At 58.9% G+C, this 12,795-nt stretch carries 12 protein-coding genes; 4 read left to right on the top strand and 8 right to left on the bottom strand.

Annotated elements, in window-relative coordinates; all coding sequences use genetic code 11:
• Positions 1 to 69 precede the first annotated feature (69 nt).
• From EKN38_RS08950 to rraB, 3 genes are read right to left on the bottom strand one after another with little or no spacing between them, the layout of a single operon-like run.
• A complete protein-coding gene (locus EKN38_RS08950) occupies positions 70 to 792 on the bottom strand; it encodes a hypothetical protein (protein WP_014830471.1) in 723 nt (240 codons plus the stop codon).
• Positions 793 to 822: 30 nt separating this feature from the next.
• On the bottom strand, positions 823 to 1,581 hold the full coding sequence (gene miaE, locus EKN38_RS08945) for a tRNA isopentenyl-2-thiomethyl-A-37 hydroxylase MiaE (protein ID WP_014830470.1): 759 nt from the start codon (positions 1,579 to 1,581) through the stop codon (positions 823 to 825).
• A gap of 46 nt (positions 1,582 to 1,627) precedes the next feature.
• Positions 1,628 to 2,053: a ribonuclease E inhibitor RraB gene (gene rraB, locus EKN38_RS08940; protein ID WP_006810300.1), complete on the bottom strand. Its 426-nt coding sequence runs from the start codon at positions 2,051 to 2,053 to the stop codon at positions 1,628 to 1,630.
• A gap of 99 nt (positions 2,054 to 2,152) precedes the next feature.
• On the opposite strand from rraB, the gene argL reads away from it, so the two are divergent.
• The 3 genes from argL to xynR all read left to right on the top strand — a co-directional run bounded on the left by argL (position 2,153) and on the right by xynR (position 4,115).
• Positions 2,153 to 2,248, top strand: a complete 96-nt coding sequence (argL, locus tag EKN38_RS25900; protein ID WP_213014347.1) for a putative translational regulatory protein ArgL — start codon at positions 2,153 to 2,155, stop codon at positions 2,246 to 2,248.
• Positions 2,218 to 3,222 (top strand): ornithine carbamoyltransferase, encoded by a 1,005-nt coding sequence (gene argF, locus EKN38_RS08935; RefSeq protein ID WP_126521997.1) that lies wholly within the window; start codon positions 2,218 to 2,220, stop codon positions 3,220 to 3,222. Before argL ends, argF begins: the two co-directional genes overlap by 31 nt.
• A gap of 134 nt (positions 3,223 to 3,356) precedes the next feature.
• Positions 3,357 to 4,115 (top strand): DNA-binding transcriptional repressor XynR, encoded by a 759-nt coding sequence (xynR, locus tag EKN38_RS08930; RefSeq protein ID WP_014830468.1) that lies wholly within the window; start codon positions 3,357 to 3,359, stop codon positions 4,113 to 4,115.
• A 4-nt stretch (positions 4,116 to 4,119) separates the two neighbouring features.
• Here xynR and EKN38_RS08925 read toward each other — a convergent pair whose 3' ends face one another.
• From EKN38_RS08925 to EKN38_RS08905, 5 genes are all read right to left on the bottom strand, one after another.
• Positions 4,120 to 5,730, bottom strand: a complete 1,611-nt coding sequence (locus EKN38_RS08925; RefSeq protein WP_014830467.1) for a glycoside hydrolase family 43 protein — start codon at positions 5,728 to 5,730, stop codon at positions 4,120 to 4,122.
• Positions 5,731 to 5,741: 11 nt separating this feature from the next.
• Positions 5,742 to 7,124 (bottom strand): MFS transporter, encoded by a 1,383-nt coding sequence (locus EKN38_RS08920; RefSeq protein WP_126522021.1) that lies wholly within the window; start codon positions 7,122 to 7,124, stop codon positions 5,742 to 5,744.
• A gap of 224 nt (positions 7,125 to 7,348) precedes the next feature.
• Positions 7,349 to 9,316, bottom strand: a complete 1,968-nt coding sequence (gene yagF, locus EKN38_RS08915; RefSeq protein ID WP_014830465.1) for a xylonate dehydratase YagF — start codon at positions 9,314 to 9,316, stop codon at positions 7,349 to 7,351.
• Between the two features lie 14 nt (positions 9,317 to 9,330).
• Positions 9,331 to 10,239, bottom strand: coding sequence for a 2-keto-3-deoxygluconate aldolase (gene yagE / locus EKN38_RS08910; protein WP_014830464.1), 909 nt, complete (start codon positions 10,237 to 10,239; stop codon positions 9,331 to 9,333).
• A 207-nt stretch (positions 10,240 to 10,446) separates the two neighbouring features.
• Entirely contained in the window at positions 10,447 to 10,899 is a 453-nt protein-coding gene (locus EKN38_RS08905; protein ID WP_014830463.1) for a YhcH/YjgK/YiaL family protein, read from the bottom strand.
• A 672-nt stretch (positions 10,900 to 11,571) separates the two neighbouring features.
• Between EKN38_RS08905 and arcA the strand changes: the two genes are divergently transcribed.
• A complete protein-coding gene (gene arcA / locus EKN38_RS08900; protein WP_013095371.1) occupies positions 11,572 to 12,792 on the top strand; it encodes an arginine deiminase in 1,221 nt (406 codons plus the stop codon).
• Positions 12,793 to 12,795 lie beyond the last annotated feature (3 nt).

The raw sequence follows: 12,795 nt of genomic DNA, 5'->3' as shown, positions 1-12,795 counted from the left end.
GTCGCGCGCCGCCATGCAAGCGACGACGCGCTAAACCCGCGCTAAGTGCCCAAAAAACCAGCGCTACCGTCAGTCCAGCTCAGACACCGCCAGCCGAATCACCCTCGCCGCCTTCTGCTCCGGCAGCGCCAGCACCTTGGCCCACATCTCCTGCACCATGTCGCAGGAGAGCTTCTCTTTGCCCACCGCCTTCTCCGGCGTCTGCAGCAGCTGGATGTCCTCGCCGTACTTATCGGCAAGTTCTTTCATAATCGGCCGCACATCCTCGACAGCCGCCTCACGCTCGGCTTGGGTCACGGTGTGGCGGTTTTTGCCGTAGGCCGCACGCATCATGTCGGCGTCGGCCTGCATGCGCCGCGCCATCAGGTCTTTATCCAGCATGCGCATTGGGTTGATGCCGCCCTTCACCATCGGGTAGAGGAAGCGGAAACAGGCGTCGTCGCTCACCTTCTGGATGGCGGCGGTCTGCTCCATGTTGATGGTCATGTAGTTTACCACGTTGGCGTCCGGGGCGTTTTGCAGGCGCGACATCTGCAGATGCAGGATCTGCGGCTGGATGGTGTCGATAATCTGCTGCTCCGGCTCGCCCGCTTTTTGCAAGGCGGCCATCTGGTCGAGGATGCGCTGATGCAGCGTGGGCTCCTGCTCCTTAATCACCTGCCAGGCGGGCATCGCGTTGAGGGCGTTATCCATCTGCCGTTCCGGGGCGCGCTGCCTGTCGAAAAACACCCAGAACGCCACGGCGGCAGCCGCAAAGACGACAATCACAATACGGGTCCACGTTTTATTCATCTCGCATCCTTATCCTTGAGTTATGCCGGTTTACACCGGCACGCCGCTGTGGAAGCGAAACTCGTGGTCCGGTGTCGAGATAAGTGTGGCTTCAATTTCGCCAAAAAGCTTTATACGCGGTGAGATATCGTCGTCGCTCACCTGCCGGGCCAGCGTCAGGTAGTCCTGATAATGGCGCGCTTCCGAGCGCAGCAGAGAGAGATAGAACTTCTGCAGGTCGTCGTCGAGGAACGGGGCCAGCGCGGCGAAGCGTTCGCACGAGCGGGCTTCGATGTAGGCACCGCAGATGAGCTTGTCGATCAGTGTCAGCGGTTCGTGGGTGCGCACGTCCTTCAGCATCCCTTTGGCGTAGCGGCTGGCGGTGATTTTGACGTACGGAATGTCGCGGGCCAGCATCGCCTCGCGCACCTGCCAGAAGTGGTGCAGCTCCTCTTTAATCAGCAGCACCATGCTGTCGATGAGCGCCTGGCCCCACGGGTCGTCGGTTTTGGGCATCACGCTTTTGCCAATCTGCTTATGCAGGGCGATGAAGTCCGGCTCCGGGCCGTCGCGGAAGGTGAACAGTTCGTAGGGTTTGAGCCAGTCGAGCAGCGCGTCGGCACCGCTTTCGTCGGCGACATATTTACGCACCAGCAGCAGCGCGGTCTGGGCGGCCTTGAGCTCGCACACCATGTGGTCGGTGAGCAGCAGCGGCAGGTTCGCCGGGTCGCGGGCTTTATCAATCCATGCTTGCGGGGTCGGGCACTGGAGGAAGTTGAGTACAGGGGCGAGTATCTGCGGGTAATCCATGGTTCTGCCTTGAAAAAGCGGTGGCGCGTGCCACCGCCTGAAACGCTTAGTGACGCACGCCGTCGTCGTCTTCGTCGACGTAATCTTCGTCGTCGCCTTCTTCGCCGTCTTCACCGTTCGGATCTTCGAAGTAGGTTCCCCAGCCGTCGTACTCCACGTCAAACTTCTCGGCCAGGTTCATCAGCTGTTCTACCTGCGCGTCGATAAGCTCCGCCTTCAGCGCGCCTTCGCTCAGGATGTCGCAGCAGATGACGGTGTCGCCCTCTTCCACTTCCAGCTCTTCCGGCTCGGTCACTTCGTAACCCAGTTTAAAAGCTTCCACCGCCATTTTTTCCAGCGCGTCGAAATCATCCGCAGAGAAATGGTGCTCGATGGTGTACAGCGCGTCCGGATCGCTACCGTCTTCCAGCAGCTCTTCAATAATCAGACGCGTCTCTTCGCGTTGCTCTTCCAGGTGTTCCGGGTTTGCCATGGCTCATTCCTCTTTAAAGTGCGGCAGATACTTCTATTTTCACACACGGACGTGTTTGCCTCCACCTTTGTGAGAAAGATTTGTTAAACGGGGTTGCAAATGAATAATTACACATATAAAGTGAATTTTAATTCAATAAGTGGCGTTCGCCATGTGAGGATAAAATGTCTGATCTGTACAAGAAACACTTTCTGAAATTGCTCGACTTTACCCCTGCACAGTTCACTTCTCTGCTGACTCTTGCCGCACAACTCAAAGCCGATAAAAAAAATGGCAAGGAAGTACAAAAGCTTACTGGCAAAAACATCGCGCTCATCTTCGAAAAAGACTCAACCCGTACACGATGCTCTTTCGAAGTTGCCGCATTTGACCAGGGCGCGCGCGTTACCTATTTAGGGCCGAGCGGCAGCCAGATTGGGCATAAAGAGTCAATTAAGGACACCGCGCGCGTGCTCGGGCGGATGTACGACGGCATTCAGTATCGCGGTCACGGCCAGGAAGTGGTCGAAGCGCTGGCGCAGTACGCGGGCGTGCCGGTGTGGAACGGGCTGACCAACGAGTTCCATCCGACCCAACTGCTGGCGGACCTGCTGACCATGCAGGAGCACCTGCCGGGCAAGGCGTTTAACGAGATGACGCTGGTCTACGCGGGCGACGCGCGCAACAACATGGGCAACTCGATGCTGGAAGCGGCGGCGCTGACCGGGCTGGATCTACGCCTGGTGGCCCCGAAGGCCTGCTGGCCGGAAGAGAGCCTGGTGGCGGAGTGCAGCGCGCTGGCGGAGAAGCACGGCGGGAAGATCACTCTGACGGAAGACGTGGCGGCGGGCGTGAAGGGCGCGGACTTTATCTATACCGACGTGTGGGTGTCGATGGGCGAAGCCAAAGAGAAGTGGGCGGAGCGGATTGCTCTGCTGCGTGGGTATCAGGTGAACGCGCAGATGATGGCGCTGACCGGCAACCCGAACGTGAAGTTCCTGCACTGTCTGCCGGCGTTCCATGACGACCAGACCACGCTCGGCAAGCAGATGGCGAAGGAGTTCGATCTGCACGGCGGGATGGAAGTGACGGACGAGGTGTTTGAGTCGGCAGCGAGCATCGTATTTGACCAGGCGGAAAACCGGATGCATACGATTAAGGCGGTGATGGTGGCGACGCTTGGGGGTTGAGTCCTCTGCGGTCTGGTGCCCTCCTCCCGGCCCTCTCCCACAGGGAGAGGGAGCAAACCGGCTCTGCTTCATTGATTTTTCACCCCGAAAAAGGTACGTTTTCGCCTTAATTCCAGCGTGGACATGCCAGTATTATGCCGATTATTCAGTCTGTTGAACGTGCGTTGCAGATCCTCGACCTGTTCAACGAGCAGGCCACCGAGCTTAAGATCACCGACATCAGCAAACTGATGGGGCTAAGCAAGAGTACCCTCCACTCGTTGCTGAAAACCCTGCAGCTTCATGGCTATATCGATCAGAACCCGGAGAACGGCAAGTATCGCCTCGGCATGAAGCTGGTCGAGCGCGGTCATTTCGTTGTGGGCTCCATCGATATTCGGCAGAAGGCGAAAGGCTGGCTGACGGAGCTGTCACAGCGGACCGGGCAGACGACCCATCTGGGGATCCTGGACGGGCGTGAAGGGGTTTATATCGAGAAGATTGAAGGCAAGCTGGCCGCCATCGCCTATTCGCGCATTGGCCGCCGTCTGCCGGTTCACGCCACCGCCATCGGCAAGGTGTTGATTGCCTGGCTGGGCGAAACCGAGCTGAACGCCCTGCTTGAGGGTTATCAATACACTACCTACACCCCTTCCACCCTCGCCTCTCGCGAAGCCTTAATGGCCGCCCTGGCGCAGACCCGCGAGCAGGGCTATGCCCTGGATAGCGAAGAGAACGAGCAGGGCGTGCGCTGCGTGGCGGTGCCGGTGTGGAACCACGAGTCCCGCGTCATTGCCGCCCTGAGCCTGTCGACGCTGACCTCCCGCGTGGACGACGAAGAGCTGGCTAATTTCCGCGAGCAGCTTCAGCAGGCCGGGCTCCAGCTCTCACGCGCGCTGGGCTACCCGGCCTGAGCCGTTAAACCGGCTCGTAGGTGAAGTAGTCGAAGTCCGCGTGGCAGCCGTCGCCGCTGATGTCCTCGCAGTGCAGCCCCACAAACGCGCCGGTGAAGAAGCCGCGCCCGCCGATGTAGTCGTCCGACAGCTTCCACGCCTCATACGTTACCGGCACGGTGTGCCACGTCTCGCCGTCAAACGAGTAGCTGTAGCGGTAGACCAGCGTATCCACATCCACCCGCAGCCAGATGCTCTCCGCACTCTCCGGTACCGGAATCGGTTGCTCGTGCAGCGGCCATGACGGCACATTGTGGTCGAGCTGAATAACCTTGATGGTTCTCCCCTTCCCCTCCTCGTAGTCCACAAAGCAGTAGCTCCAGTTTTTACTGTTGTAGTAGCAGGTCAGCCCCGCGCTTTGCTGGAAGTGGACCGGCGAGAACTGCATCCGTGTTTCGGAGCGGAAGGCGAAGTGCTGCCAGCGGCGCGCCACGGTCGACTGGGTAAAGGTGGAGTTGAGCGAGTCGTTGCCGTAGAGCCGTAAATAGCCGGGGCGCGCGGTGAGTGAGCCGAGAGTGTCGTCGAACGGGATGCGCAGGGTCTGCAGTTCCGGGTCAAGCGTACTGCCGTCAAAGTCCTCCCGCCAGTTGCCCTGAACGGATGCAGGCTGTTCCGCCACCTGCGGGCCTTTCACGGTCAGCTGCGCGTGCTTGCCGCCTTCCACGTACGGCCAGCCGTCGCGCCATTCAATGCGGGCGATGCCGGTCTCGCGGCCCAGCGGACAATAGCCGCGCCCGCCGGAGGCCAGCAGCGGCACGCCGGGCAGGCGCAGCGGGCGGCTGGTGAGGTAGGCCATATACCACTCCCCGGTGTGGGTCTGCAGCAGCGAGCCGTGGCCGCTCTTCTGCAGCGGGTTCTCCGGCAGGTGCCAGCTGGTCATCATCGTCACCTCCGGGTGCAACTCGTATGGCCCGTCGATGGTTTTTGAACGCAGCACCACGACGGCGTGCTCGTAGCTGGTGCCGCCCTCGGCGACCATCAGGTAGTACCATCCCGCGTGGCGATAAAGGTGCGCGCCTTCGGTGTAGCAGAGCGGCGTGCCGGTAAACAGGGTTTTGCGCTCCGGCGAGAGCGTGCCGGTCTGCGGGTCAAACGCCTGCAACACGATGGTGTTGTGCGGGTTGCTGTGGTGGCGCGGCCCCCACGGGCGGTAGATATAGTATTTGCGGCCGTCGTCGTCGTGGAACAGGGACGGGTCAAACCCGCCGTTGCCCATCGGGATCGGCTCGCTCCACGGGCCCTCAATGGACGGCGCGGTGACCAGGAAGTTGCGGCCATTTTTCCACGGCGAGTCGACAATCTTCACGTCGGTGTAGAGCAGCCAGAATTTACCGTCGGCGTAGCTCAGGCACGGCGCCCAGATGCCGCCGGAGTCCGGGTTGCCCTTCATGTCCAGCATCGACACGCGGTCCAGCGGCGTGCTGACCAGCGACCAGTTTTTCAGGTCACGGGAGTGATAGATGCGCACGCCCGGGAACCACTCGAAGGTCGAGGTGGCGATGTAGTAGTCCTCGCCCTGACGGCATAAAGACGGATCCGGGTTGAAGCCGGTGAGTATTGGGTTGGTGATTTCCATATTGCCTCCGGTTAATGGGATGCGGCTGTCGCGGCGTCGGGAACGGCCTCGCCCTGCGCCGCGCGGTGCTTGATCAGTTGCTGGCTGATGGCCTCCACGCGGGCATCGGTGAGCTTATAGAACGACAGCATGATGAACATGCCCACGTAGAGCACCACCGGCACCACGCAGAACAGAATTTTGATGGTGGTCAGCACCTCGACTGGCTGCACGCTGCTGCTGGCGGAGTAGTTGACATACGCCAGGATCCAGCCCACCACCGCTCCGCCAATCGCCAGGCCAATCTTCAGGCTGAACAGGTAGGTGGAGAACACCAGCCCGTCGAGGCGGCGCCCGCTGCGGCTCTCCTCGTAGTCCACCACGTCAGAGGCCATCAGCCACTGCAGCGGCGTGGTGGTGTTAAAGACAAACAGGAACAGGATGTTGAGGGCGAAAATCAGGGCGATATGCTCCGCCGGGGTGACGAAAATCAGCAGGCTGATCAGCGAGTAGGCGACGATGATCCACTTGAACGCTTTTACCCGGTCGAAGCGGCCCAGCAGACGGGAGGAGCAGAGCGAGCCGAACATGGTGGCGAGGCTGCCGTAGAGTAAAAACTGGGTCGCCATCTCCGGGTGATCCATCACGTATTTGACGAAGTAGAGCGTCGCCCCACCGCGTACCACGTTGGAGCAGGTCGCCATCATCTTGAACGCGCACATGATCCGCCATTGTCCGTTGCCCAGCAGCAGCTTAAGGTCTTTCGCCACCGACGAGCCCGGCTGCACCTCAAAGGTGTAGCGCTCTTTGGTGGTGAAGAAGCAGACGTAGAGCAGCACCACGCCGGTCAGCCCCAGCACGCACATGGCACCGAAATAGCCCACCTGCTCGTCCCCTTTGCCGATGATGCTCACCAGCGGCAGCGCGATGCCGCTGATGGCGAGCGAGCCCGCCGCCGCCAGGAAGAAACGCCACGACTGAAGGGCGTGACGCTCTTTCGGGTCGGCGGTAATGACGCCCGGCATGGCGCAGTACGGCACGTTAACGAAGGTGTAGACCAGGGTCAGCAGAATGTAGGTTACGCAGGCGTAAATGATTTTGCCCTGCGCGGAGAAATCCGGCGTGTAGAAGGTCAGCACGCAGACGATGCCGAACGGGATCGCCCCCCACAGCAGGAACGGGCGGAACTGACCGTAGCGCGTACGGGTGCGGTCCACCAGCAGCCCCATCAGCGGGTCGGTCACGGCGTCGAGCACGCGGGAGACCAAAAACAGCGTGCCCATAATGCCCGCCGACAGGCCAAACACGTCGGTATAAAAGTAGGCCAGCAGGAACATGGTGGCCTGCCAGACAAAGCCGCAGGCGGTGTCACCCAGCCCGTAGCCAATTTTATCTTTCATGGTTAATTGCATCATCATCGCACCTTTATTTTCGTATGCTGATTTCACAACATCGTGTTAATGGAGTGTAATGAGCTGTTCAATTAACCAGCAATGGTCATATCTTATTTCCGAATTACGATATTTTGCTTTTGTGACGCCAACGATATATCACAACGCATTGTTTATATTGATAAATTTAAGACGCACAAAAACCGTCCACGGGATATTTCCCGTAGACGGTATTGCTCAGAAAATAATTAAAGTCCGAGTGCTTTTTTACCGGCGTTAATTACCTCGATAATTTTATCGGTGTCATAAATACAGCCTTTCCAGGTGCCGCCGCTCACCGACTGCAATGCCGCCCACAGGCGGGTATCGTCCGGCAAGAAATCGTGAGCGTGCAGGTCCGGGTGCGTCTGTCTTACTGCCAGCTCGCGCGCGCCCTCTTCCGGCGTCAGCGGGTTTTCTGCGGTACCGATAAAGTTGACGCTGCCAGTTAACGTCAGACGATCCACGGCAATCTCAATGATGTCGTTGTCGCGCAGCTTGCCTATCGGCCCGCCCGCCAGCGCTTCCGGCGACACGTGGCCGAAGCAGGCGCCCGTCGACACGCCCGAGAAGCGCGCATCGGTGATTAACGACACCGTCTTGCCCCATGAGATATGCTTCAGCGCAGAGGTGAGCTGGTAGGTCTCTTCCATGCCGGTACCGGAAGGCCCGCCGCCGATCACCACCATGATATCGCCCTGTTTAATCTCTTCCTCCTTGATGGCCTTAATGGCCTGAGCTTCCGAGACAAACACCCTCGCCCGGCCCGTATGACGGTAAACGCCATCGGCACCCACCACCGACGGGTCAATGGCCGTGGCCTTGATCACCGATCCTTCCGGCGCGATGTTGCCCGTCGGGAAGCAGACCGTCGAGGTCAGCCCTTTCGCTTTTGCCTTCTCCGGCGGCAGGATCACGTCATCCGGATCCACGCCGTCCTGCTCGCGCAGGCACTGGCGGAAGCGTGCCCGGCGCTCGGAGGCCTGCCACCAGTCGAGGTTCTCGCCGACCGTCTGGCCAGTAACGGTCATCGCATCAAGATGCAGCAGGCCGAGATCGCGCAGGTGGAGCATTACCTCCGGCACGCCGCCCGCAAGGAAGGCGCGAACGGTCGGGTGATAGTCCGGGCCGTTGGGCAGCACGCTCACCAGGCGCGGCACCCTGCGGTTGACGCGCGTCCAGTGCTCAACGTCCGGGATCGTGCAGCCCGCCGCGTGGGCGATGGCCGGAATGTGCAGCAGTAAATTGGTGGAGCCGCCGAACGCCGCGTGGATCACCATCGCGTTTTCGATGGCTTTATCGGTGAGGACATCGCGCGTGGTGATGCCGCGGTTATCCAGCTCGCTCACCGCCCGCGCCGACTGGCGGGCGATCTCCAGCCACACCGCCTGTCCGGACGGCGCCAGCGCGGAGTGCGGCAGCGCCAGACCCAGCGCTTCGGCCACCACCTGCGAGGTGCCCGCCGTGCCGAGGAACTGACACCCGCCGCCCGGCGACGCGCAGGCGCGACAGCCCAGCTCGGCGGCCTCCTGCAGGGAGAGTTCATGGTTGGCGAAGCGCGCGCCGATGGTCTGCACCTTGCCCGCGTCTTCCCCCACGGTCGGCGGCAGCGTCGCCCCGCCCGGCACCAGAATGGTCGGCAGGTCGTGCATCGCAGCCAGCGCAATCATGGTAGCGGGCAGCCCTTTATCGCAGGTTGCCACGCCAATCACCGCCCGCCGCGTCGGCAGGGAGCGGATCAGACGACGAAATACGATCGCCGCGTCGTTGCGGTACGGCAGGGAATCAAACATGCCGTGCGTGCCCTGAGAACGGCCGTCGCACGGATCGCTGACGAAGGCCGCAAACGGGATCCCGCCGTTGCGGGTGATCTCCTTCGCCGCCGCCTGCATCTGCATGCCGATCTCCCAGTGCCCGGTGTGGTAGCCCAGCGCAACCGGCCGTCCGTCCCCGGCACGGATGCCGCCCTGGGTGCCAATAATCAGCACCTCTTTGCCGGTGAGCTTGTTGGCGTCCCAGCCCATCCCGGCGTTCTGGGTCATGCCGAACAGATTGCCGCTGGGGGATTCCATCAGCATCTGCGGGGTCAGCGGCAGCGCGCCCTGCGGCCCCGCCGCGTGGGTGATCACCGCATAAAACGCATCATCCTGCGGGGTGAAAATGTTCTCGATGGTCATGGTTATCGTCCGGCTCAGCAGAGCTTGAGCTGTTGCAGCAGGGTTTTCAGCTGCGCCTTACGCGGCGCGTCCAGCGCAGAGGCGGGCGGCAGCACGTGGGTAGAAATCGGGCGGCCGCAGAGCACAATCGCCTCTTTAATGACGTTCACAAACGGCGTATCCAGCTGATACATCTGCGGTATTTGCAGTAAGGTCTGATGATACTCAGCCGCTTTCGCCACGTCTTTATCCCGCCAGGCTTTCAGAAGATTCACCGACACCTGCGGAGCAAAGTTGCCGCTCGCCGAGATCGCCCCGTCGCCGCCGAGCAACAGGGTATTAAACAGATGATCGTCGTAGCCGCACAGCACGGTGAAGTGCGGATGGGCGGCTTTGACGGTGTGGATCATGCTGCGTAGATGGGCAACGGAGTCGATGGTATCTTTAATGCCGACGATGTTGCTGCGCGAGTCGGCGAGGGTTTTGACCAGCGCCGGGGTCAGATCCTGTCCGGTCAGCGCCGGGAAGTTATAGAGGATCACCGGCAGCGTGACGCTGTCGGCCACCTGCTCGAAGTAGCGGATCAGGTTCGCTTCCGACACCTTCCAGTAGTAGGGGTTGATCACCACGATGCCGTCCGCCCCCGACTGCTGGGCGTGCTGGCTCAGTTCAATGGTTTCCCGGGCGTTGGTGCCGCCAGTGCCGATCAGCACCGGCACACGACGATCGACGTGCTCGATAGCAAAGCGGGCAATGGTTTTACGCTCTTCGGCGTTGAGCTGGGAGAACTCGCCGCCGCTGCCCAGGAAGAACAGGCCGTCAACGCCAGCCGCGATCAGATCGTCGATCAGCGCGGCGGTGCCCTGCTTATCAAGCTGGCCATCGGCGGTAAAAATGGTGGAGACAGGGGGAATGATTCCCGTGAACAACGCGGACTGCGGCATGAGATCTCCTTGCTGAATCATTTTGTTCTACATTATAGAACAGTGTTCATTAATTTAACGATCATACTATGACGCAGAAAAAGCGCAGGTAAATGGGAAGGGAAGAGGGAGTGTGGGAAGTTTAAGCTGGATCACATATTAGAGGGTGCGGTCTGGTGCCCTCACCCTAACCCTCTCCCCTTGGGAGAGGGCCGGGGTGAGGGAAAATTACCCCACCAACATCTTAACAACCACTTTCCTGACCTTAGCAGGCGCCCCCACCGCGCACAGCGGCTTATGCACTTCACCCGGCCAGAACACCACGAAATCCCCTTCGCTCAGCACCACGGTTTTCTCCTGCTCGCCTTCCGGCAGGAACGCGATGTCTTTGTCCGCCAGCCAGTCGGTGTCCGGCGCGCCGTGCGGCAGGGTACTGAACGTCATCCCTTCCTGTCCTTTGAGCACAATCTGAATGTCCAGATAGCGCGCATGGTACTCCGCGCGGCGCTCGGCAAACGGCTGGGTCATGTCTTCGGAGACCAGATAAAACAGGTTGTTGCCGTTGATATCGTGTTTGCCCAGCGGCGTGGCGTCGGTGACGTGGGCTTTAACGTGCTCAATGGCCTGACGCAGGGATTCTGGTAGCCAGGCTTGCAGATGGTGGATGTTGCCGATAATCATAATCAAATCCTCATAATAAAACACCGTTTCATTTTTACCTTTTATACGAGAATTCAAACTGCCATACCAGCCCTTTTTCGCGGAGAGTTGCGCGAACGCATGTTTATCGGGAATGGTGTTAATCTGCTGTTAATCCCTCACAGGCATTTATGCAGTTGTTATGCATAACCTCAGCGCGTCGTGACGATGCCGTGGCGCTAACTCACTGATCGTACTGCCTTCATCATAAAACTCGCGTCAGCTTCACACTTTATCATTTTGATTATTTGCTATTAAATTCCATAATTATTTATTGATTTTTCTTAAGTCAAAAATAGTTAATTGGCTATTCTGCATAGCCATTCCGCGACCGGAATTAAATCATTTAAAATCAACAGCATAACCAAATATGTCAAAACATTAAATTCTACAAAATAATAACAACCTCAAATAATGCCAACGGATCCTGCTTAGCTATTCACCGGCTAATAATATCAAATTAATCATTATCTGATGCGAATCATGCAAATGAAAACAAACCCCTCAATACCTAATTTCACGTGAGCAACGTCACAATACGGTTTATTTAAGCGCCTACTATTGACCACGAAATCAATTGAGCTTAGCCGCCATATCATTACACGAATATGGCGCATGCCCTTTTTATTCTGAAAAACAGTTAAAGGAATAATTATGGAAAAGCATTATGTCGGTTCTGAAATTGGTCAATTGCGTAGCGTGATGCTGCACCGCCCTAATTTAAGTCTTAAACGCTTAACCCCATCAAACTGTCAGGAGCTGCTATTTGATGATGTGCTCTCGGTTGAGCGGGCGGGTGAGGAGCATGACATTTTCGCAAACACGCTGCGCGAGCAGGGTGTGGAAGTCCTGCTGTTGACCGACCTTCTGACACAAACCCTTGATATTGCAGAGGCGAAGGCCTGGCTTCTGGAGACGCAAATCTCCGACTACCGTCTCGGCCCAACCTTTGCCAGCGACGTGCGCGGCTGGCTGGCGGATATGCCGCACCGGGAACTGGCGCGCAGACTGAGCGGCGGATTAACCTACGGTGAAATTCCGGCGGCGATTAAAAATATGGTGGTAGATACCCATACGGCGAATGATTTTATTATGAAGCCGCTGCCAAACCATTTATTTACCCGCGATACCTCGTGCTGGATCTATAACGGCGTCTCCATTAACCCGATGGCCAAACCGGCCCGCCAGCGTGAAACCAATAACCTGCGAGCCATATATCGCTGGCACCCGGCATTCGCCGATGGCGAATTTATTAAGTATTTCGGCGACGAGAATATTAATTACGACCACGCCACCCTGGAAGGCGGCGACGTATTAGTGATTGGCCGCGGCGCGGTATTAATTGGCATGTCTGAACGCACCACCCCGCAGGGCGTAGAGTTCCTCGCTAACAGCCTGTTTAAACATCGCCAGGCCGAGCGCGTGATTGCCGTTGAGCTGCCAAAACACCGCTCCTGCATGCACCTCGACACCGTCATGACCCACATCGACGTGGACACGTTCTCCGTCTACCCGGAAGTGGTGCGTAAAGACGCCCAGTGCTGGACGCTCACCCCGGACGGACGCGGCGGCCTGCTGCGCACCCAGGAAACCGACCTGCTGCACGCCATCGAGAAAGCGCTCGGCATTAATCAGGTACGCCTGATCACCACCGGCGGCGACGCCTTTGAAGCCGAGCGCGAGCAGTGGAATGACGCCAATAACGTGCTCACCATCCGCCCGGGCGTGGTGATTGGCTACGAGCGCAACGTCTGGACCAACGAGAAATACGACAAAGCGGGGATCACCGTGCTGCCAATCCCGGGCGACGAGCTGGGACGCGGTCGCGGCGGCGCGCGCTGCATGAGCTGCCCACTGGAACGCGACGGAATTTAAAGG

It is taken from the genome of Enterobacter sp. WCHEn045836, from assembly GCF_003965585.1.
Lineage (GTDB): Bacteria > Pseudomonadota > Gammaproteobacteria > Enterobacterales > Enterobacteriaceae > Enterobacter > Enterobacter dissolvens.
Note: the sequence above shows the minus strand (reverse complement) of the source record. Positions and strands in the feature narration are given on the sequence as shown.